The organism is Aquitalea sp. (assembly GCF_030150775.1).
Lineage (GTDB): Bacteria > Pseudomonadota > Gammaproteobacteria > Burkholderiales > Chromobacteriaceae > Aquitalea > Aquitalea denitrificans.
In genome coordinates, this window is sequence record NZ_JASLFG010000002.1 from 1 (window position 1) to 22,544 (window position 22,544).

Annotated in this window: 19 protein-coding genes and 1 pseudogene; 14 read left to right on the top strand and 6 right to left on the bottom strand. The window is 56.8% G+C overall.

What is annotated here, in order from left to right; translation table 11 throughout:
• The 13 genes from QVF59_RS00110 to tssA all read left to right on the top strand — a co-directional run.
• On the top strand, positions 1-1,324 hold a 1,324-nt coding region (locus tag QVF59_RS00110; protein ID WP_287876620.1), incomplete at its 5' end, for a DUF2345 domain-containing protein.
• Positions 1,321-2,115, top strand: a complete 795-nt coding sequence (tla1, locus tag QVF59_RS00115) for a toxin Tle1 chaperone Tla1 (RefSeq protein ID WP_287876622.1) — start codon at positions 1,321-1,323, stop codon at positions 2,113-2,115. The genes QVF59_RS00110 and tla1, both read left to right, overlap by 4 nt.
• A 161-nt stretch (positions 2,116-2,276) precedes the next feature.
• Entirely contained in the window at positions 2,277-2,828 is a 552-nt protein-coding gene (locus tag QVF59_RS00120; RefSeq protein ID WP_287876624.1) for a DUF3304 domain-containing protein, read from the top strand.
• Positions 2,829-3,097: 269 nt separating this feature from the next.
• Positions 3,098-3,631, top strand: a complete 534-nt coding sequence (locus QVF59_RS00125) for a DUF3304 domain-containing protein (protein WP_287876626.1) — start codon at positions 3,098-3,100, stop codon at positions 3,629-3,631.
• 251 nt (positions 3,632-3,882) lie between these two features.
• Positions 3,883-4,434 carry a DUF3304 domain-containing protein gene (locus QVF59_RS00130; protein WP_287876628.1) on the top strand — a complete coding sequence of 184 codons (552 nt, stop codon included), beginning with the start codon at positions 3,883-3,885 and terminating at the stop codon, positions 4,432-4,434.
• 250 nt (positions 4,435-4,684) lie between these two features.
• Entirely contained in the window at positions 4,685-5,236 is a 552-nt protein-coding gene (locus QVF59_RS00135) for a DUF3304 domain-containing protein (RefSeq protein WP_287876630.1), read from the top strand.
• Positions 5,227-7,353, top strand: a complete 2,127-nt coding sequence (locus tag QVF59_RS00140; protein ID WP_287876632.1) for a T6SS phospholipase effector Tle1-like catalytic domain-containing protein — start codon at positions 5,227-5,229, stop codon at positions 7,351-7,353. Before QVF59_RS00135 ends, QVF59_RS00140 begins: the two co-directional genes overlap by 10 nt.
• A gap of 72 nt (positions 7,354-7,425) precedes the next feature.
• Positions 7,426-9,285, top strand: coding sequence for a type VI secretion system baseplate subunit TssF (gene tssF, locus QVF59_RS00145; protein ID WP_287876634.1), 1,860 nt, complete (start codon positions 7,426-7,428; stop codon positions 9,283-9,285).
• Positions 9,249-10,286, top strand: coding sequence for a type VI secretion system baseplate subunit TssG (gene tssG / locus QVF59_RS00150; RefSeq protein WP_287876636.1), 1,038 nt, complete (start codon positions 9,249-9,251; stop codon positions 10,284-10,286). The genes tssF and tssG overlap by 37 nt, the downstream gene beginning before the upstream one ends.
• Positions 10,287-10,328: 42 nt before the next feature.
• The gene (gene tssH / locus QVF59_RS00155) at positions 10,329-12,977 is read left to right on the top strand and encodes a type VI secretion system ATPase TssH (RefSeq protein ID WP_287876638.1); all 2,649 of its coding nucleotides are present in this window, start codon (positions 10,329-10,331) and stop codon (positions 12,975-12,977) included.
• Between the two features lie 13 nt (positions 12,978-12,990).
• A complete protein-coding gene (locus QVF59_RS00160) occupies positions 12,991-14,433 on the top strand; it encodes a hypothetical protein (RefSeq protein ID WP_287876640.1) in 1,443 nt (480 codons plus the stop codon).
• The gene (locus tag QVF59_RS00165; protein WP_159877071.1) at positions 14,430-14,693 is read left to right on the top strand and encodes a PAAR domain-containing protein; all 264 of its coding nucleotides are present in this window, start codon (positions 14,430-14,432) and stop codon (positions 14,691-14,693) included. Before QVF59_RS00160 ends, QVF59_RS00165 begins: the two co-directional genes overlap by 4 nt.
• A gap of 21 nt (positions 14,694-14,714) precedes the next feature.
• Positions 14,715-15,785, top strand: a complete 1,071-nt coding sequence (tssA, locus tag QVF59_RS00170; protein ID WP_287876643.1) for a type VI secretion system protein TssA — start codon at positions 14,715-14,717, stop codon at positions 15,783-15,785.
• Between the two features lie 450 nt (positions 15,786-16,235).
• Here tssA and QVF59_RS00175 read toward each other — a convergent pair whose 3' ends face one another.
• The 4 genes from QVF59_RS00175 to QVF59_RS00190 form a co-directional block, all read right to left on the bottom strand.
• Positions 16,236-16,640, bottom strand: coding sequence for a hypothetical protein (locus QVF59_RS00175; RefSeq protein ID WP_287876645.1), 405 nt, complete (start codon positions 16,638-16,640; stop codon positions 16,236-16,238).
• A 113-nt stretch (positions 16,641-16,753) separates the two neighbouring features.
• Positions 16,754-17,008 carry a hypothetical protein gene (locus QVF59_RS00180; protein ID WP_287876647.1) on the bottom strand — a complete coding sequence of 85 codons (255 nt, stop codon included), beginning with the start codon at positions 17,006-17,008 and terminating at the stop codon, positions 16,754-16,756.
• Between the two features lie 139 nt (positions 17,009-17,147).
• Complete coding sequence (locus QVF59_RS00185) at positions 17,148-17,903, bottom strand: hypothetical protein (protein ID WP_287876648.1); 756 nt, start codon at positions 17,901-17,903, stop codon at positions 17,148-17,150.
• 224 nt (positions 17,904-18,127) lie between these two features.
• Complete coding sequence (locus QVF59_RS00190; protein WP_287876649.1) at positions 18,128-18,730, bottom strand: hypothetical protein; 603 nt, start codon at positions 18,728-18,730, stop codon at positions 18,128-18,130.
• A gap of 593 nt (positions 18,731-19,323) precedes the next feature.
• Here QVF59_RS00190 and QVF59_RS00195 point away from each other — a divergent pair.
• A complete protein-coding gene (locus QVF59_RS00195) occupies positions 19,324-19,638 on the top strand; it encodes a hypothetical protein (RefSeq protein WP_287876650.1) in 315 nt (104 codons plus the stop codon).
• Between the two features lie 38 nt (positions 19,639-19,676).
• Here QVF59_RS00195 and QVF59_RS00200 read toward each other — a convergent pair whose 3' ends face one another.
• Both QVF59_RS00200 and QVF59_RS00205 read right to left on the bottom strand, forming a co-directional pair.
• Positions 19,677-20,402 (bottom strand): anaerobic ribonucleoside-triphosphate reductase activating protein, encoded by a 726-nt coding sequence (locus QVF59_RS00200; RefSeq protein ID WP_287876651.1) that lies wholly within the window; start codon positions 20,400-20,402, stop codon positions 19,677-19,679.
• Positions 20,380-22,311, bottom strand: a pseudogene (locus tag QVF59_RS00205) (ribonucleoside triphosphate reductase). Before QVF59_RS00205 ends, QVF59_RS00200 begins: the two are co-directional and overlap by 23 nt.
• Positions 22,312-22,544 lie beyond the last annotated feature (233 nt).

A 22,544-nucleotide genomic window follows, 5' to 3' on the forward strand; every position in this document is an offset into this window, starting at 1 on the left:
GTTCCACTGGCAGCGCGCAGACGAACACCCCGGCAGCGGGGCCAATCTGGACGACAAATCCTCCTGCTGGCTGCGCGTGGCCATGCCCAGCGCCGGTGCCGGCTGGGGCCACCAGTTCATCCCGCGCATCGGCCAGGAAGTGCTGGTCGACTTTATCGAAGGCGATATCGACCGCCCGGTGATTGTCGGCGTGCTGTACAACGGCAGCCACGCCACCCCGGCCTTTAGCGGCGCGGGTGCGCTGCCCGCCAACAAGACCCTGTCCGGCATCAAGTCCAAAGAGCACCAGGGTGGCCAGTACAACGAGCTGCTATTCGACGACACCCCCGGCGAAGTGCGCGCCAAACTGTCCAGTGAACCCGGCAAAACCCAGCTCAACCAGGGCTACCTCACCCACCCGCGCAGCAATGGCAAAGCCCAGCCACGCGGCGAAGGCTTCGAACTACGCACCGACCAGCACGGTGCCATCCGCGCCGGCCACGGCCTGCTGCTCAGCACCGAAGCGCAAAACGGCGCATCCGGCAAACAACTGGCGCGCGAGCATGCACAAAGCCAGCTCGACGCCGCGCTCAGCCTCAGCCAAAGCCTGGGCGACACCGCCGCAGCACAACTGGCCGACAGCATGGAAACCGGGCCGGACGCCATCAACCCCGACAACGGCAAAGACGGCAACAAGGATAGCGGCCACCTGCAACACCACGCCGCCGCGCTCAAAGCCTGGGAAGCCGGCAGCAATACCGACAAGGAAGGCAAAACCGCCAGCAGCGGCAACAGCAGCCAGGCTGGCCAACAGCCGCTGCTCATCCTGTCCGCCCCGGCCGGCATCGCCAGCCTCACCGAACAAAGCCAGACCCTCAGCGCCGGCACCAACCTCAACCTCATCGCCCAGCGCGACGCCAACCACACCACCGGACGCCGCTGGCTGCACAACGTCGGCCAGCACATCAGCCTGTTTGTCGTCGGGGTGAAAGACCAGATCGCGCTGAAGCTGATTGCGGCGAAGGGCAAGGTGCAGCTACAGGCGCAGAGCGATGCGATGGAACTGACGGCGGATAAGGATGTGACCATCACCTCCTGCAAAGAAAGGATTGTGGTCAACGCCAAGCAGGAAATCCTGCTGACCAGTGGCGGTGCTTATATCCGGTTAAAAGGCGGCAATATCGAAATCCACTGCCCGGGCACGGTAAGTGTGAAGGGGGCCAACCATGCGCTGAGCGGGCCAGACCAGATGAATCCACCACTGCCAAGCTTCCCTAATACCGTATGCAAACCCTGTATGGCCAAAGCATTCAATCAGGCCAATCCACTGGTGGCCGCCAAATGAGTCATCGCATCCTGTTAAACCAAGCCACGCCACAAGCCTGGCTCACGCTGCTACAGAACCATGCAGCCGCATTGGCACTGGAATGGCTGGACCTGATTGTGGATCAGGCGGAATTGAGTCCTGCATGGCAGAGCCGGATTAGCACACTCAACAAGCCGGTAGCACTGCTACAGGACACCCCGCACGAAGAAGCGGCAGAAGCCGGCCCGGTACTGGTACGCGTTCCGCTCCATGTTGCCGACCCGCAACTGCTGAAATTACTGCAGCGATGGCACGGTCAGCCCAGGGTAATGGCCCTGCTAAGCAGCTGGGACTTTGCCGACCTGGTCAATAACTGCCGTCTGTGCCTGCAGGCATCCTGGGAACGGGGATTGAAAAAAGGCGTATTGCGCTATCACGACCCCCGGCTGTTTGCCGCTGTGGTGGATACGCTGGATGACGACAATCGCAGCCTGCTATTACGCCCTGCCCGTGAATGGCACTGGCTGGACCGTGATGGCAACGCCCGCATGCAGGACACCGGAAAATGGCAAAGTCCGCCGCCCGCCATCTGGCTGGACGAAACCCTGCCATTACAAGACAGCCAGGTGGATGCCCTGGCCAATTGGCATGTTGCCGAGCAATGGCGGCAAAACCATCTGCTCAGTCCGGAGGAATTCCAACTGCAGTCCGAAGAAGAGCTGATGACGCGGCTGGCACACGCGCACCAGGCTGCGGACAAAGCAAAATTGTGGTCGGAAGATGCACGCCTGCCCTTCGTGGAAAACATGCTGCACAGTGCAAGCGTATAAAACATATTGGACTACACCGCAAATGAGAGTGGGCTGGTCATTACGCGGCACAGGCATCACCAGCAAAAAATCAGAAACACAGCATATTACCTTTCAATCTACAGCATCATTTAGTGCCATTAAAAAGAATAAATATTTCGCAAATGCGGTGGAGTATCCAAATGAATAATCATTATTTTTTGACATTAGTAATCAGCACCACGGCGTTACTGAGCGGCTGCCAAAGCATGGCTGACGAAGCCAGCATTGGTATTGCTGGCAGAGTAGTGAATGCTGACAATAGTGTGACAATACTACGTGCAAGTCTGAATGGTAGTGGCGTTAGTGGTTCGGGCGGTGATGAATGCTGCATGAGCATTCCAGCCAAATGGAAACCGGGCATGACCGCAATGCTTAGCTGGACCAAAGACCCCAGTCCGGGAGTCAATCCTGATGGAAAAAGACGACCAGCTCTGCCGAATGGAATAACAACCCCGGAATGGAAAAGGTGGATGAATTCTCATGAAGCCAATTATAAAAAAATGGAAAAGATCATCCCCTTACCAAAGTATGGTGAGACGTGTGGAGTAACATTTGTATTTTTACCATGTGACGATGCTCGGGTAATTCTAGATTGTGATGAAAGATACAAATTATTCAGAACATTGCCTGGCGGAAAGGACCGCTATCCTGAATTGATTCGTCGTATGGGAGGACGTGCGATATGCCAGTAAGTCTTGCACCCTCACTATCCGGAATCCGGCTTCTTTCCAACCCGAATTGCGGACATCTTGCGACAATGCTGCGAACAGCAAAAGGATATTGCCGAAAGCTGCAAGAATGAGTGAGTTGTTAAATAGTCCGCCCTTTAACTGTAACCAATAGCATGATGACTCGACGATGCAGTAAATAAAATAACCAGCAAAATATTGGCAAGCACTACTTAAAATGACCATGCAAAACAATTCAACCAAGCAACAACACAATGTCAAGAAATAAACTATTGGCCATCATCATCAGCACTCTTGCCCTGCTTAGCGGCTGCCAAAGCATGGCCGACGAAGCCACTATTGGCGTTCCTGGCAGGGTAGTCAATACAGACCGTAGTATCATTATTCTTAATGCAAGCCTGAATGGCAGCGGTGTGAGTGGAACAGGTGGTCAAGAGTGCTGCATGAGCATTCCGGCCAAATGGAAGCCGGGCATGACAGCAACGCTTAGCTGGACCAAGGACCCCAGTCCTGACATTAACCCTGATGGCAAAAGTGCCCCGGTAATAAAGAATGGTATAAGCACCCCAGAATGGAAAGCCTGGATGGCAAACCACAGGAAGAATTATAGAACTATAGAAAAAACCATCCCCCTACCTAAATATGGAGAAACATGTGGGGTAACTTTTATTTTTCTTCCGTGTGATGGCATCAGAATTGTTATAGATTGTGACGAAAAATACAGTCTCTTCAAGGATCTTCCTGGTGGAAAGGAATTTTATCCTGAACTAGCCCGTCGTGCGGGGGGAGCAAAAACATGCCGGTAAGTCTTGCACCACACTACCCTGAGGCTGGTTACTTTCCAACCAACATAGCCCATATATTGCAACAACGCCGCGAACAGCAAAAAGATATTGCTGAAAGCTGCATGGATGAATGGGTCATTTGATAGCCCACCCTTTAACAGTAGCCAACAGCATGACGATTCGACGATGCAGCAAATAAAATAACCAGCAAAAATATTGGCAAGCACTACTTAAAATGACCATGCAAAACAATTCAACCAAGCAACAGCACAATGTCAAGAAATAAATTATTAGCCATCATCATCAGCACCCTTGCCCTGCTTAGCGGCTGCCAAAGCATGGCCGATGAAGCCACCATTGGCATTGCTGGCAGAGTAGTAAATGCTGACCGCAGTATCATTATTCTTAATGCAAGCCTGAATGGTAGCGGCGTCAGCGGGTCGGGCGGTGATGAATGCTGCATGAGCATCCCGGCCAAATGGAAGCCGGGCATGACTGCAACGCTTAGCTGGACCAAGGACCCCAGTCCTGACATTAACCCTGATGGAAAAAGTGCCCCGGTAATAAAGAATGGTATAAGCACCCCAGAATGGAAAGCCTGGATGGCAAACCACAGGAAAAATTACAGAACTATAGAAAAAACCATACCACTCCCTAAATACGGAGAGACGTGTGGAGTGACATTTGTATTTTTACCCTGCGACGATGCGCGGGTAATTCTAGATTGTGATGAGAGATACAGATTATTCAGAACATTGCCAGGTGGAAAGGACCACTATCCTGAATTGATTCGTCGTATGGGAGGACGTGCGGTATGCCAGTAAGTCTTGCACCTCACTATCCGGAATCCGGCTTTTTCCAAGCAGGATTGCGGATATCTTGCGACAACGCCGCGAACAGCAAAAGGATATTGCCGAAAGCTGCAAGAATGAGTGAGTTGTTAAATAGTCCGCCCTTTAACTGTAACCAACAGCATGATGACTCGACGATGCAGTAAATAAAATAACCAGCAAAAATATTGGCAAGCACTACTTAAAATGACCATGCAAAACAATTCAATCAAGGAACAGCACAATGTCAAGAAATAAATTATTGGCCTTCATTATCAGCGCCCTTGCCCTGCTTAGCGGCTGCCAAAGCATGGCCGATGAAGCCACCATTGGCATTCCAGGCAGGGTAGTTAACACCGACAGTAATATCATAATACTTCGTGCAAGCCTGAATGGTAGCGGAGTGAGTGGGGCTGGTGGTGATGAATGCTGCATGAGCATCCCGGCCAAATGGAAGCCGGGCATGACGGCAACGATTAGTTGGACTAAAGACCCCAACCCGAAAGCCAACCCTGATGGAACTAAAGAACCAAGTTGGACAAATGGAAGAAGCACTCCCGAGTGGAGAAAGTGGATGAAAACTCATGAAGCCAATTATAAAAAAATGGAAAAGCTCATCCCCTTACCTAAATATGGTGAGACATGCGGTGTGACATTTATATTTTTGCCATGCGACGATGCGCGTGTAGTGATTGATTGCGAAGAAGAACATCGGTTGTTTTCGAAGCTACCTGGCGGTAATAATTTTGATTCAGAACTAATTCGCCGTCTTGGAGGAAAGAAGACATGCCGGTAAGCCTTGCCCCACACTATCCGGAATCTGGCTTCTTTCCAACTAGGATTGCGGACATATTGCGACAGCGCCGCGAACAGCAAAAGGATATTGCCGAAAGCTGCATGGATGAACGGGCGGCCGGCAAGCCAGCCCCCTGCGATATCGTGCTCAATATCAGTCTGTTCTTTGATGGCACCAATAATCACGGTGATTCGGATGACGCAGCAAACCCCGTGTGCAGCAGTAATGTACGCCGCCTTTACCAGGCAACTATCAGTGCCAAAAAGGCGCAAGAAAGCGGTTACTATGCACACTATATTCAAGGCGTAGGTACAGAATTTAAAAAAATTGGAGAAGATGGTCCTTCATCCAGCGGACTTAGCTTTGCCAGTGGTGGTGAGCGCAGAATTTTATGGGGGCTAACGCGGATTATTGACTCGCTCCAACTGAGCTTAGAAATTGGCACGCTTGTTGACAGCCAAGCCATGAAAATAATCCAGCAAATGGAATTTACCTACAAGGAAGGTAATCATGGCGTGATGGTAAAAACCGGCACCAGCAAGGAAGATCGCCGCGCAGCGATGAAGGCTGGCATGAGCGATGTTCTGGCCAAACTGGATAGCAAGCCAACCATCCTGAAAATCAAGCTGTACATTTATGGCTTTTCCCGTGGTGCTGCCGAGGCCCGTGCTTTTTTGTGGCGGCTGGATGAGCAGATGCAAGACAGCGCCTTCTTTGGCATCCCGCTGACAGTGGAGTTTCTCGGGGTACTGGATACGGTGGCCTCGGTTGGCCTGACCGAGCTGGCCCCCGGTGCGCAAGGCCATATGGATTGGGCTGACGGCACCATGCAACTGCCGCAGCGCGAGTGGCTCAAGCGCTGTGCGCACCTGGTGAGCGCACACGAACAGCGCCTGTGTTTCCCACTGGACTCGGTGGCCACCACCACCCAGGGGGCCTACCCTTCCTGCGTGGTAGGCGAATGGGTTTATCCGGGTATGCACAGTGATGTAGGCGGCGGCTACCCGCCAAACGATCAAGGCAAGGCGCGCGATGAACAAGGAATGCTGCTGTCACAGATTCCGCTGAACCATCTGTATCGCCTGGCTTTTGATGCCGGGGCTCCTCTGAAAATAAATTTCGATAACAAAATCACAGGCACCGACATTGAGAAAGCCAAGCTTAATAAGTTACAAGCCGCTGAGCCGTGGCGCTTCTTTGACCCTAGTACTCGACTTTTATTTGACGTAAATGAGCAATTGATCAAACGCTTCAACGCATGGCGGCATGCGTCAAGATCAGGCGGCTCGCTGATTGACCTGATCAAGAACCAGACTGCGCAAATCAATGCCTGGCGTATCGAGCGCTATGCAGGCGGCTTGCATGGCAGTGGCGGGCAAAGCCAGGAAACTACCGACTCCTACCAATATGCGGCGACTGAACGCGAAACGCCGGACTGGGCAATCAAGCAAGAGAAGGACGCCTGGGAAACCCAAAGTAAAAAGGGCAAAGCCAGTGCCGCCAAGATGAAATGGCCGGAGCACCGCGTTACCAATATCAGTGGCCGCGGTAGCCATTACGAGCCCGTGCCCGAGGACAGCATGTCGGCCAATGACAAGGCTTATGTAGGCCGGGACTATCAACCCAATTTATCCAAGGGCTATGAGCCTACCCTGGACGGAACCCAGCTGCGTATGGGTGCCAAAGACTTCCGCGATGACTATCTGGGCATTATCAGCGTAGACCCGAATCCGCTAGGTTGGCTGGCATCCTTGTTTACTGCCATCTCCCGCCCCTTCAGTGCCGACTGTACCGGCACCGAGCGTGAAATGCTGATCAAACACAGCGAGGCCAAATACCAGAAGCTGATTCAAAACGCGGATCTCATGCTGCTATACGACGAACATGTCCACGACTCCCGCGCCTGGTTCATGCAATCCACACTGGGCAAGCTAGAACCCCATGGCTCTTATTGGCGCTATCGCACCATCTTTTTCACGGATGACGACAACAACAAGAAACTCATCTGCAAGGCCCCGGATAGCGAGAAAGATGATGATGATTCCGCTGCCACAGCCGAGCAGCCAGACCAAGGCACAGCAACGCCAAGCAAGGACTTACCCGCTACGGCCTTTTGACATGCCTGCCACCTTGGCGATGGGCAACGATGCATGGGTGTGATTACCCGCCCCTTTATGATGTGAGTTTGAATGCTTGAATCCCTACTCCCCTATTACGAGCGCGAGCTTGGCCATTTACGGGAATTGTCCGGCGAGTTTGCCCGCCGCTACCCGAAGATAGCCGGCCGGCTGCAGATGGAAGGCGACCAGTGCGCCGATCCGCATACCGAGCGGCTGATCGAGTCGTTTGCGCTGCTGGCGGCGCGCATCCACAAAAAGCTGGATGACGATTATCCGGAAGTGGCGGAAAGCTTTCTGAATGTGCTGTATCCGCACTATCTGCAGCCCATTCCCGCTGCCACCATCGTGCAGCTGGAGTGCGACCCGGCGCGGCCGGAGATTGCCCGCCGCTACCGGGTGGAGCGTGGCCAGATGGTGCAGGCTCCGGCCATCAACGGTGTGGTGTGCAAGTTCCGCAGCGCTTATCCGGTGGATTTGTACCCGCTGTCGCTCAGCGAGGCGCGGCTGGAGCTGACCAGCGGTTCGGCCTATTTGCGCCAGCTGGCACCAGACGCAGCAGCGGTGCTGACGCTGGAGTTGCAAACCCACGGCGGTTTGCCGGTGAATGCCATTGGGCTGGAGTCGCTACGCTTTTTCCTGGATGGCGAACCGGCACAGATGCACCTGTTATATGAGCTGCTGCTGGCCAATGTGCGGCGGGTACTGGTGGGCGATGGCAGTGAAGACCCGGCCCGTACCCGGCAGTTGCCAGCGTCTTGCATCACCCCGGTGGGTTTTGGCCGTGACGAGGGCATGCTGGAGTATGACGAACGCTCCTTTGTCGGCTACCGGCTGTTGACCGAGTACTTCTGTTATCCGGACAAATTCCTGTTTGTTGACTTTGGTCAGCTGGACAAGGCCGTGGTGCGGCTGGATGGCGAGCGGCTGGTACTGCGGGTGATGCTGGACAAGTTTGCCGACAGCGAGCGCTATAACCGTCTGCTCACCCAGTTGGGCGCACAGCATCTGAAGCTGGGCTGCACGCCGGTGGTAAACCTGTTCCGCCATGCGGCAGAACCCGTTCGCGTTACCCATCAGAAAGCGTCCTATGCGGTGACGCCGGATGGTCGCAAGCCGCATGCCTTTGAAGTGGTGCAGGTGCGACGCGTGCAAAGAGTGGAAAAATCGACCGAAGGCGAGCGCAGCGAGGAAGTACCGCCCTTCTACGCTATCCGCCATGCGGTGCAAGACAAGGCACCACGCTTTTACTGGCATGCCAGCCGGCAGGATTCGCCGCATCAGGGCGACAAGGGCAGCGACCTGGAAATCCACCTGGTAGATCTGGCCTTCCAGCCGGTACGCCCGGCTACCGAAGTGCTGAGCCTGGAGCTGCTGTGCAGCAACCGCGACCTGCCCGAGCAGATTCCCTTTGGCGGCAGCCAGGCGACGGCACGCTCGGACTTCACCATTCCCGGCCACGCGGTAGTGAAGCGGGTGCGACTGTTGCGCAAGCCCGGTGCCACCCAGCGCAGCCCGCTGGGCCGCGCCGTGCAGTGGCGGCTGATTTCGCATCTGTCGCTCAACTACCTGTCCATTGTCGATTCCGGCGTGGAAGCGCTGCAGGAAATGCTGACCTTGTACAACCTGACCGATTCCGCCGCCAATACCCGGCAGATTCAGGGCATTGCCGCAGTCAGCAGCGGCCCGGCCGTCACCCGTGTGGCCGGGCGCGACTTCACCGGTTTTGTCCGTGGCAGCGATATCCGGCTGACACTGGATGCCGATTACTACGTGGGGGGCAGTGTGTATCTGTTTGCCTCGGTACTGGAGCGCTTTTTTGCGCTCTATTGCGCGCCCAATAGTTTCACCCGCCTGCATGTGGAAAACGTGCAGGACCAGGAGGAGGTGCTGACATGGCCAGCCCGAGCCGGCGAAGCCCTCGTGATTTGAGGCAGGAACTGGCGGCCGATGCCAGCCAGTTCGGTTTCTTCCAGGCGGTGCGCCTGTTGGCCCTGTCGGGCCGCAAGCGCGCGGGCAACAAGCGACGCTTGCCTGCCGAGCTGCGATTTCGCACCCTGGCCACCCTGTCGTTTCCGCCCAGTGAACTGGCGGGCTACCAACCGGCACCGGAACCGGAGCAGGCACCAGACGACGCCCCCGCCACCGCGGAAATGGTGGTCAGTTTCATGGGACTTACCGGCCCGTCCGGCGCTCTGCCCACCGCGTATACCGAGTTGCTGCTGGAGCGCAAGCTGCGCCATCGCGACCACGCCATGCATGCGTTTTTCGACATTTTCAGCCACCGGGCAACGGCGCTGTTTTACCAAGCCTGGCACAAGTACCGCTTCTGGCTGGACATGGAGGCTGGCGAGCGTGATGGCTTCACCCGCCACCTGCTGGACCTGGGCGGCACCGGCCTCTCCAGCTTGCGCCAGCAAATCGGCACCAGCATGGAGCTGGACGAAAACCTGTTTGTCTATTTTGCCGGTTTGCTCAGCCAGAAACCGATGTCGGCTCAGTCGCTGGCCACGCTGATTGAAAGCTTCTTCGGGGTAAGCGCCCAGGTAGAGCAATTTGTCGGGCAATGGATGGTTCTGCCGGAATCCGAGCAAAGCCGGTTGGGCGACCAGGCTTGCGAGCTGGGTGTATCCATGCTGGCAGGCAACCGGGTATGGGACCGCCAGACCAAGCTGCGGCTACGCCTGGGCAGCATGAATGCCGAGCGTTACGCCGCGCTGCAGCCGGGTACGGATGCCGCCGCCGCCCTGCGCGCCGTGTTGCAGTTTGCCCTGGGCCATAGCCTGGCAGTGGAGGTATGCCTGGTACTGGAGAAAGAGGCCGTGCCGCCTGCCTGCATGTCTGCCGCCTCCCCCTTGCTGCTGGGGGGCAACTGCTGGCTGGGGCCGCAGCCGCAGGACCCAGACGATATGCGCTATGTCTTGCTGCACTGAATTACCCGACCCGAATCTTGATTCAAATTACTGGAAAACCACATGTCGGTATCACTCAAATCGCTGATCGAACGTCTTACCCCCGCCGCACGCCAGGCCCTGGAACAAGCAGCCAGCCGCGCACTGGGGCGCACCCACTTCGAAGTGGAAATTGAGCATGTACTGCTGGCCCTGCTAGACCAGCAAGACAACGCCGCCTTGGCCGCGCTGCTGGCGCTAGGCCTGCCCATCGACCAGCTGGGCTGCGAGCTGGATGCCGCCCAGGACAGCTTCCGCAGCGGCAATACCCGCAACCCGGTGCTATCGGCCTGGCTGCCACGCTGGCTGGAAAAAGCCTGGCTGCTGGCCAGCATGGAGCATGGCGAAAGCGATATCTCCACACTGGACATGCTGCTGACGCTGTGGCGTGACGATACGCTGCGCAATGCAGTACAAGACAGCTCGCGCACCCTGGCCGTACAGGACAGCAGCCTGCTGAACGGTGCCTATCGCGAATTGCGCCGCCATGGCGGCGAAGGCAGCGCCACCCCGGCCAGCCAACAAGCAGAAGCCGCCGAACAGGCCGACGACACCAGCGCCAGCCAGGAAAAACCGCAACGGACACGCGGCAATCCGGCACTGGACAAATACACGGTGGACCTCACCGCCCAGGCCCGCGCCGGCAAGATCGACCCCATCCTTGGCCGTGACAGTGAAATCCGCCAGATGATCGACATCCTGATGCGCCGCCGCCAGAACAACCCCATCCTGACCGGCGAGCCTGGTGTAGGCAAAACAGCGGTGGTGGAAGGACTGGCCCGGCAGATTGTGCTGGGCGAAGTACCGGACACCCTGCTGGGCGTTACCCTGCGCACCCTGGATCTGGGCCTGTTGCAGGCCGGTGCCAGCGTCAAGGGCGAGTTTGAAAACCGCTTGCGCCAGGTGATCGACGAGGTCAAGGCCAGCCCGGTGCCCATCATCCTGTTTATCGACGAGGCACACACCCTGATCGGCGCGGGCGGTGCCGCCGGTCAGAACGATGCCGCCAATTTGCTGAAACCGGCATTGGCACGCGGCGAGCTGCGCACCATTGCCGCCACCACCTGGGCCGAATACAAGAAATACTTCGAAAAAGATGCCGCGCTGGCCCGCCGCTTCCAGGTAGTCAAAGTGGAAGAACCGGCACCGGACATGGCGGTACAGATGGTGCGCGGCCTCACCGCCGCCATGCGCCAGCACCATCAGGTGGAGATTCTGGACGAAGCCATCCGCGCTGCCGTGCATCTATCCAGCCGCTACATCACTGGCCGCCAGTTGCCGGACAAGGCCATCAGCGTGCTGGACACTGCCTGCGCCAGAGTGGCGCTGTCGCGTGCCGGCAAACCGGCCCCGCTGCAGGACATCCAGGTGCTGATCGACAACGCCGAACGGGAAATCGAAGCGCTGTCACGCGAGGAAGGCCACGCCGAACGCATCGCTGAAATCGGCACCCGACGTGACACCCTGCACGTCGATCTGGCAGCGCTGCACACCGCCTGGCAGCAACAGCAACAGCTGGTGGACGAAATCGAACAGCTCAAACAGCCAGCCGATACGCCACGCCCGACGGGCAAGAAACCCAGCCCGCTGCAACAAAAGCGCCTGGCGCTGCGCCAGTTGCAGAAAACCCAGCCACTAGCCTTTGAATGCGTGGACGAAAGTGTGATTGCCGATGTAATAGCGGGTTGGACCGGCATTCCGCTGGGCCGCATGGTCAGCAACGAGCTGGAACAAGTACAAAAGCTGGGCGCGCTGCTGGCCGAGCGGGTGATCGGCCAGGACCATGCACTGGCACAGATTGCCGAGCGGGTACAAATTGCCAAGGCCAATCTGGAAGACCCCGGCAAACCCAAGGGCGTGTTCCTGCTGGTAGGCCCGTCCGGCGTAGGCAAGACCGAAACCGCACTGGCGCTGGCCGAAGCCCTGTACGGCGGCGAGCGCAATCTGGTCACCATCAATATGTCGGAATACCAGGAAGCCCACAGCGTATCCGGCCTGAAGGGCTCGCCGCCCGGCTATGTCGGCTACGGCGAAGGCGGGGTACTGACTGAAGCGGTACGTCGGCGTCCCTACTCGGTGGTATTGCTGGACGAGGTGGAAAAAGCCCATCCGGATGTGATGGAGCTGTTCTTTCAGGTATTCGACAAGGGCGTGCTGGAAGACAGCGAAGGCCGCGAAGTGGACTTCAAGAACACCATCATCCTGCTTACTTCCAATGCCGGCACCGACCTGGTGATGCGCGCTTGCGAGCACGGCGTAACGGTAGAAGGCGAAACCCGCGCCCCCAGTGCCGCCGACTTGGTGGAAATCCTGCGCCCCACCCTGCAACAGGCCTTCAAGCCAGCGCTGCTGGGCCGGCTGGACATCGTGCCTTACTTCCCCATCAGCGACGAAGTGTTGCACGCCATCGTGGCACTCAAGCTGGACCGCATCCACAACCGCATCGCCGACAACCACGGAGCCAAGGTGGAGTTTCCGGCCACGCTGGCCGCCACGCTGGCCGCCCGCTGCATGGATGTGGACAGTGGCGCGCGCAATGCCGATGCCATCCTCACCCGCACCCTGCTGGCACCAATCTCTTGCGACCTGCTCAGCCGCATGGCCAGCGGCAAGCCGGTGAAGAAGATTGCCGTCTCGCTCAAGGGTGAGGACATCAAGGTCAGGCTGAGCTAAGGGCAGATATCACATGTTGAGATTGTTTACCCTGTTTGGCGGCTTCACCATCGGCTGGTGGAGCCTGTTGTGGCTGGTGCTGCCGCTCAGCTGGCAGCGTATCAGCCCATCGGCCATGCTGTTGCTGCATATCGTGCCGCCGGTTGCACTGACGCTGGGACTACGCTGGTGGACGGCCCGCAAGGAAAAGAAAGCCGAGGTCGAGCGCCAGCAGGCCGAGGCCGCCGGCGAAGCCGAACGCGTGGCAACACGCGAAGAAGCACGCCGCCGCCACAATGCTGCGTTGGCAGAGCGGCAGCAGACCATCGCCTGCCGCTGGTTGCGTTGCACCGCCTTGCCAGTGGGTGAAGAGCCCGCCTGGCTGGACGATGTCGATGACAACTGCCAGTGGCTGCCACTGGACCTGGAAGACCTGGAAGAAGGGGAAGACGACGACCAGCTTGCCGCGTTGACCACCCCGCAGCGCGAAGCGCTGGAGGCCTTGTATCTGGCCGCACCGGGCGCAGCCTGGCTACCGGTATACACCGAGGTGATACCCACACAGTCCGGCATCGAACAGCTGGCAATGCTGAAAACCGTGCAGCACGAAGCCGCCGCCCTGGCGCTGGACAGCACGCCTCCCGCCGTGGAGTGCCGCTTCCTGCCCGGTCATGGTGACGTGGCCGAGCGCGCCCGCCAACTGCTGCTGCAACACAGCGACTATCCAGGCCTGGTAATGCTGGCGGCTGATGCGCCAATACTGCCACTGCGGGAAGAAGATGAGCTTGACGCCAGCACAGACCCCGAGCAGGCCTGGCGCGGCAAGCCCGGCCTGGCCCTGGCCTGCCTGTTATTTCTGCGCCATGGCCTGCCCTGCGCGGAAGACAGCAACACGGTACCGGTCAGCGACAGCCAAGATCCATATCAACCCTACTGGGAAAAACCGCAGACCATACAGCACAGTACCGACTGGGGCATGGTGCCGCCCAGCCGTCAGCCTTCGCTGGCCGCCTTGCCGGTACTGGCCGAACTCACCCAACCCATCCAGGGTGCCGCCGCATCCAGCCGGGTCATGCAACTGAGCCGCCAGCTGCAACCCATGCTGGACAATGCCCTGGTCAATGCCGCCTTGCTGGACTATCCGTTCAGCGAGGAAGACGCCCAGCCCACAGCCAACCGTGCCGCCAGCCTTGGCTGGCTGGTGCATAACAGCGGCGAGGTGCAGATGGGCGGGGCGCGCCTGTCCGCCCTGTCCGGCGCACTCAGCCGCCATCAGGTAGAACTCCACCCCATCGGCCAGGCCAGCAACTCGGTACGGGAATGGGGGGATAACGGCGCAGCTACGGCAGCCTTGCTATGCGCCACCGCCATCACCCACAGCCATGCTCTGGCCGCACCGGTGCTGTTGGCTCAATTTGGCCCGGACGAAGCTGCGCTCAGCGTAGCCAGGCCACCCCTGGAGGAAATGTCATCGTGAAGCGCGTCATTCGACTGGGCGACCCCACCGATCACGGCGGGAATGTCGTTAGCGCCGCCGCCAGCACCACGCTGTTCGGCAAACAGATTGCCTGCCTGGGCGACGCCGTCAGTTGCCCGCAACAGGGCCATAGCAACTGCACCATCGTCGAAGGTGATGGTAGTTGGCTGGTTGGTGGCAAGCCAGTGGCACTGGAAGGCCACAAGACCAGCTGCGGCGCAGCACTGATTTCTACCCTGCCAGAAGTCGGCAGGGGCTGATTACCCATTTTCGGAACCATCATGCAAGACATTATCGAAGCCCTGCTCAGCCCTGTTGCCGGAGAAAATCCGGCGGGCGAAGACCTGAGCTACTCTGCCCTGTTCGACCAGATTCGCGAAGCACGCCGCAGCGACGACCCCGCACTGTCCCAGGGCGATTGGGAACAAACCCTCAAGACCGCAGAATGGCCACGTGTCATCCGCCAGTGCGAGGCCGCCTTTACCGAACAAAGCAAGGACCTGCAGCTGTTGGTATGGCTGGCCGAAGCCTGGGTGCGCCAGCATGGCATCAGCCGGCTGAGCGATGGACTGGCCCTGCTCAACGGCTGGACCGCCCGCTTCTGGCAGAACGGCTACCCGGAGCTGGACATGCAGGATCCGGACGAACGCGTCGGCAAGCTGGAATGGCTCAACCAGCAGCTATCCGCCGCCATCCGCAGCGCCCCGCTGCTCAAGCCGGAATTTGGCGGGTATAGCTGGCAGGCCTGGCAGGAATCCCGTGAGGTGGACAATCTGGGCCTGAAAAACCCCGAGGCACGCGACACAGCGGTAGCCGAAGGCAAGCTGGCCGGTGAAACCTTCGAAAAAGCCGCCACCCAGTCCGGAGCCAACTGGTTCTCCGGCCTGCACGACCAACTGGTACAGGCCCTGGCCGAATACGAAAAGCTGGAACAGCAAGTAGACGGCCTGCTCGGCCAGCACGCACCCAGCCTGGTGGAAATCCGCAACGCCATCTACGCCTGCCAGGATCTGGTGCTGCGCTATCGCAAACAGAATGGCGGCCCCGCCATCACCACCCCGGCCATCCTACCGGAAGGAACAAGTACCATGGCAGCGGCAACAAGCAGCACCATCCAGCAACAGCCATCCCCAGCCGCCACCTTCGATGGCCAGATCCGCAACCGAGAGCAGGCCGTGCAGATGCTGGGGGAAGTGGCACGCTACTTCCGTGCCCACGAGCCGCACAGCCCGGTCTCCCTGCTGGCCGAGCGCGCGGCACGCTGGGCCGAAATGAGCCTGGAAGAATGGCTGCAACATGTCATCAAGGACGACTCCACCCTGAGCCAGCTGCGCGAACTGCTGGATTGCTGATCAAGCCAACTGCAATGTCAGCAGTGCTGTGCTGCTACCGATTCCAAGCAGGCGCCTGATTTTCCTTCAGAAGCGCCGGAAGGTTTTGACCCAAGTATCGTCGGGACGGCTGGGTATCCGTACTCTCGGCTTCGTGGCTTTCGGCTTGCTTGGCCAGTTTTTGGACAATGGACAGGACCATTTGTAACTGGCCAAGTAGTTCCTTGCGCCCTGGCGGACATGAGCGCTGAGATAGCCTCTGCTCACCGTCCAGCTGCAGGGCAATGCCATGGGTAATATAAGTGGCTTAGCATGCCAAATTAAAATTACTGAAAATAGAATTTCGGCTTCCAACCCAAAGTGATGGAGCCTTACAAGCATTCATTTTCCTAACTGATGAATTGAATTTCCTTTACAAAGCCAACTGGAATTCACCAGAACGCAGCATTCGACAACGCGGCATTTACACCATCAGAAACAAGCACCAGCCAAAGCACAGCCGGAGATAACCAGGCCAATGGGCGAGAAAATGGCAGCCAAAACAGTAACAATCCCCACCCAATCTTCACGGACGCGTCTCTCTTGTTTCCTGAGCAAGAATGCGCAAACAAGTGCCAGCGAACTCGGGAGAAACAAGAAAACAGGAATTTCCATATTTTCCGCAATCATGATTAGTACCGATTTAGGTCTGGCAGGTGGTGTTTTTGCCCAGAACAATGCATAGACAAGCATAAGACCAGCAGTCAACGCAATAGCCAGTGCAACATATTGCAGCACCTTATTTTCGAAGTGAACTTTCGCAAACACAATGCTTTTTCTGACAAGAAATGCATAGCCAAAGGCTAGCAACGAAACAACAAAAATCTCTTTCACCATTTTTCATTACCAAAAATAAAAATGCCCGCCATCAATCTCACAAAACCAAGCACCCAAAAAAAGCAACAATAAATAATATTCAGCACTCAGACCAGCTAGGCTGGCAGCTTCTTTTACTTACCCTTCAGCATCAAATAGCCAATACAAACCAAAAACACACCCAATAGCAAATAGATAATACCTGCCGCAAGCGCCCCTACTGCTGGGCTGAAAAACTGCGAAAGCAGAAGCGAGAGACCACATATCGCTTTGCAACTGGTGCTTTCTGCATGAATTACACCACGGATCAAAATACCGCTGCCATCCGCAATGCCGAACACACCAAGAATCAAAACACACCAAGCAAAGATAGTACCTCCACGATACATACCTGCCCTCGCTGGATTTAATTAAGGAGCAATTTCGTTTGAGTTTGGTCAGTCGTGACGGGTGACTGCTCTTGACCAAAAGCAATCGGTACATAACCCTGCAGATGACCCCAAGCTGAAAGCAAGCTGGAGCTTCAATTTATCTGACAGTGATATATGGCAACTTCGGGACTGGCTGTGGATTTCCGTTATAACTACTTTTTACAGCAGCGGCCATTCGGTACGCCCAACTTCCTGCTTGATCAGCAAAATTCTTATAGGGGCCTTGAATGTTTTCTGAATTCCATTTGCTATCAATGGCAGTAAGGGCCGGATCCCTGGCGACACCGGCCATCTCCGGATTAAGCCATATGGAGAAGTGAACAAAGCCACCATCCCGGTAATAGTTGTAATCTACGACCACCATTAAAGGTGGAGTTGAAACTCCTGCACTTTGTATACGGCGCATGGCATCTTGCCAATAACTATCAGCAGAGCTACCAAAACCAAATACCGGGCGAACATATACACACTCTGGCAATCGATAATTACCTTCCAGCTTATCCTGCATGTAAACTGACTTCAGGTTGCTGCAAGGATCATCCTTCCAGCCATTGCGACCAAATTTAGACAAATCTCCCAATGGGGATATTACGCGCACCATGGCAAATAATTCATTATTTTTGTACTGTGCCAACAGGACATTGCGAATCGGAAATGGATTACCTGCCACATCAGTTCCATTGCTTTTACTTCTAGCTATTACATGCCACTGCCCCGGCGGCAAAGAAAATGTTCTATCGCCAGCCACGACATCTCGACTGATGATATCGTCAGCCTTTACTTCCTCAATATTGGCAGAAATTGCTTGTGCACTCAGCAAAAGTGCAGGCAGAAATATTAGCTTGAATCGCATTGTAACTTACCTTTAAAACGTAATAGACGCATTTATTGATAATAAATTTTCATCAAAATAAACCACAATACAATTGACACTCCCACCCAGGTCAGAATGACAAATAGGGTCGATTGCAATCATAAGCTATCAAATAGATGCCATGACCAATCCACGCGAAGCACACTTATTCCTGACCGATAGCAGCCCACTGCCAATATCTTAAAATAATCTACCATGGATTTTCAATCACTTAAGACTTTAACCGCTTGCTCAGCATTCTTTTTAATGTGCTCAAGCATGCGTTTGCGTATCCACCCACTTGCCACTCTAATCGCAACCCAGTAAGGCATGAACAAAATTCTTGATCTTTTACTCTCACACAAAATGCGTGTCTCAGTACATAAGCGATAGTTACCCTCAGCAATAGGTTCAATAGAAAACCACATGACTAATTTAGGAATATTTTGATTATTAAAGTGTTGAAAATCAGTCGAATCCACAATAGAAACAAGACCAAAATCATGCCTCCAAAATCGGCCAATCAAGCCATAAGCGAGAGCAGATGTCGTCTCTTCAAGCAAAGTAAATTCATGCAGCCCAAAGCGGGGCTTTTTTTGGAGGGCATTTACTAGCCCCAACTTATTTGCCAATCTGGCTGGATATTCTCTAATTTTTAGCAAGGCATTTAGAATTGCGTCTTGTTGCCCATCGTAACTTTTAACTGCGCTTAGTATTGCACTAGATGTTGATTTGATTGGCTCTATGTCATGCCGCTCAGAGAAATTGTAAATTGGCAAATACTTTGAAGCTAATGGCAGTACCTTTGGTGGGTTTGCTATGTTCATCGCACACTGGTCTCTATTTAGTAAGATTGCATCGTCTTAATTGAGTAACCGGCTGATTTTTAAATGGATTTACAAATTGACGACAGGCCGCCTGTAGCCGACACCAGCCATCGCAGCCATCTCAAAGACATGAATGTACTGGCTGAGAATACCAGTCACTTTAGCTCATTGGCATATAATTTCTTGACCTGAATCAGAAATCCAGCTTCGTCACGCTCCCCACCGCAAGCATCGCGTCAACGAAACCGGACCCCGTCAGCACAAGCCGACGCAGACCTACCGCACAGGGTAAGTAAGTGGCCGGCCACCCAAAGCGGCACGGCCTTAGCGTGACGCAAGTTCCAGCCGCGCCCTGGGCGGTGCGACTGCATCTGGGAACCCCTCCCGCGGATGATGTTTGACGGAACCCACTGGTCGCGCCGGTGTGGTAGGTTCCCGGCCAGTAACGCGGGTGCTCGCCCTCCCCTTCGGTCAGTTTCCACCCCGCGATAGCGTCCCTAGAATCCGCCGCTGGTGCTCAACACACCTCAAACAGCGGCTACCGCACCCGAAAGTATGTGGCATTTTTCTTTGTCCACACGGAGCCCCGCACCATGACAGATCAAGCCACCCATCAACATCCCCCTCCGCTTTGTTTCTACTACCACGGTAAACCCCTGCACGTGCTACTCCACAACGGCCAATGGTGGCTGTACAGCGGCGATGTGCTGGCCGTCATTGGCCGTCGACTGGGATGCCGCATCCAGCATTTACTGGCCGCAGACCCGACACGTGAAAACTCGCCAGAAACAGAAGACATCAAGGAATGCTGGCCCGCGCCCGCCCTGCTGCGCGCCTTGCGCCGCAGTAGCAAGCCGCTGGCGCGGCAGGTGCTGCGTGATGGGCAGGCGCAAGCCCGCCCGGCTTGAAGTCTTGCGCGGGCGCGCAGACACAAAATGCGTGAGAACTAGGCGTGACGCCAGTTGAACTGGCAAAAGCGCCGCTGCCAGTCGTCCAGCACCGCCCTGCCCGGCCATTGTGCGGCGTCGAACAGTGGCTGACCCTGGCTATCCCTGCCCTGTTGCAGGGCGGCATGGGTGACGCCTTTGGCCTGTAGCGTTGCCGCCAGGCGGTACAGGCTGTCTGCTGTCATCACTCGCGGGTCCAGCGTGGTGCGGCATTCCAGCGCGGCTCCGCTGGCCAGTGCAATATCCAGCGCCTGCCACATGCGCGCCTCGCTGCCCGGCACGCCGGTGACGGCATCCACGCCGCCGGGCGCGGCCTTGATGTCCAGCCCTATCCAGTCCACCAAGCCCTTGAGTGCTGCCAGCCGCTGCGGATAGATGCCTGCCGTGTGCAGGCCAATGGCCATGCCCAGCTGGCGGGCGTCCTGCATCCACTCGCCCAGCTGCGGAGCCAGTGTGGGTTCGCCACCGGAAAACACTACGCCATCCAGAAAGCCGGCCCGCTGTACCAATACGGCCCGGGCGGTGTCCCAGTCCAGCACGCCCTTGCTGCGCGCCTGCAGGTCCGGGTTGTGACAGTAGCCGCAACGCCAGGGGCAGCCGGCGACAAACACGGTGGCTACCAGTTGTCCTGGCCAGTCGCAACTGGAAAACGGCTCGATACCGGCCAGCGGCAAGTCGCTGCGGCTGGCCGGTAGCCGCTGCTCAGTGATGCAGATGCTGTTCATCAAAATGCAGACGCTCGGCAAATTCACCCTGCTTGCCTGTGTTGAAGGCGGATACCGGGCGGAAATAGCCCATTACGCGGGTCCATACTTCGCAACGGGTGCGCAGTGCCGGGTCCAGCTGTTCGGCCTGTTTGATTTCGGTTTGATGTGACATGTTGTTCTCCTGTGAAGGGTGGGGATTAGGCACTCAGAGGCAGCCGGGCGCGGTGACTGCCGTCGCGCGGGCCAGCAGTTCGGCATCGCACTTGGGGCAGAATTCGTGATGACCGCTCAGGTAGCCATGCTGCGGGCAAACCGAGAAAGTGGGCGTCACCGTGATATAGGGCAGGCGGAAGCGCTGCAGCGAGCGGCGCACCAGCTGCTTGCAGGCTGCGGCGGAGCTGACAGCCTCGGTCATGTACAGATGCAGCACGGTGCCGCCGGTATAGCGACGTTGCAGCGGCTCTTGATGCTGCAAGGCCAGGAAGGGGTCGTCGGTATGCCCGGCCGGCAGCTGGCTGGAGTTGGTGTAATAAGGTTTGTCCGCCGGACCGGCCTGCAGGATGTCGGCAAAGCGCTTGCGGTCTTCACGGGCAAAACGGTAGGTGGTGCCTTCGGCCGGGGTGGCTTCCAGGTTGTACAGATGGCCGGTGTCTTCCTGCATTTGCACCATGCGTGCACGGATGTGATCCAGCAGCTCCAATGCCAGTTGCTGACCTGCCAGGCTGGTGATGTCCTCGGCATCGGCGGTGTAGTTACGCACCAGTTCGTTGATGCCATTCACCCCCACGGTGGAAAAATGATTGCGCAGCGTGCCCAGATAGCGCTTGGTATAGGGATACAGGCCATCATCCATCCAGCCCTGTACCCGCTCGCGCTTGATTTCCAGGCTGATGCGGGCCAGTTCCAGCAAGCGGTCGGTTTCTGCCAGCAGGCCGGGCCAGTTGCCCTTGAAGCGGTAGCCCAGCCGTGCGCAGTTGAGGGTGACCACGCCCAGCGAGCCGGTTTGCTCGGCGCTGCCAAACAGGCCGTTGCCGCGCTTGAGCAGCTCGCGCAGGTCCAGTTGCAGGCGGCAGCACATGGAGCGCACCATCTGCGGCTCCAGATCGGAATTAAGAAAATTCTGGAAATACGGCAGGCCGTAGCGTGCAGTCAGGTCGAACAGCAATTCGGCATTGGGACTGTCCCAATCGAAATCCGGGGTGATGTTGTAGGTGGGAATGGGAAATGTAAACGCCCGACCATGGGCATCGCCCTCACTCATCACGCGCAGGAAGGCGCGGTTGATCTGGTCCATTTCGTGTTGACAGTCGCCATAGCAGAACGGCATTTCCTCGCCGGCAATCAGCGGAATCTGTCCGGCCAGGTCGGTCGGGCAGATCCAGTCAAAGGTGAGGTTGGTAAACGGGGTTTGCGTGCCCCAGCGCGAAGGGACATTAAGGTTGTAGACAAACTCCTGCAGCGCCTGCTCTACCTGGGCATCGCTGAGGCCATCGCGTTTGATAAAGGGTGCCAGATAGGTATCCACACTGGAGAAAGCCTGCGCACCAGCCCATTCGTTCTGCAAGGTGCCAAGAAAATTCACCATCTGCCCCAGTGCTGAACCCAGGTGGCGCGGCGGCGCGGACTCCACTCGCCCAGGCACACCATTGAAACCTTCATGCAGCAACTGGCGCAGCGACCAGCCAGCGCAGTAACCGGCCAGCACGTCCAGATCATGCAGATGGAAGTCCGCCTCGCGGTGGGCCTGAGCCACTTCCGGCGGGTAGATGCCGTCCAGCCAGTAGTTGGCCGTCAGCTTGCCGGCGGCGTTGAGTATCATCCCGCCCAGGCTGTAGCCCTGATTGGCATTGGCGGATACGCGCCAGTCGGCGCGGCTGAGGTATTCGTCCAGCGTGGCAAGCGGATTCACCAGTACAGTATTTTTCATAACAATATGTAGTGATTTAAAATTTCAAAACACTATATATTGATTTTAATGTCGCAACAGGCCCAGCAGAAAAAGACTTGATCCGCATCAAGAGCTGCCCTTGCCCACACACTGCTGACAGCATTTGTCTTGACCGTGTCACACAAGCGATGACCGAGCACAGATTGACTGGCAGAACAGACAGGGCTGCGGACTATAATGGGCGACAAAGCCATGCCGCATGCACATGCCGG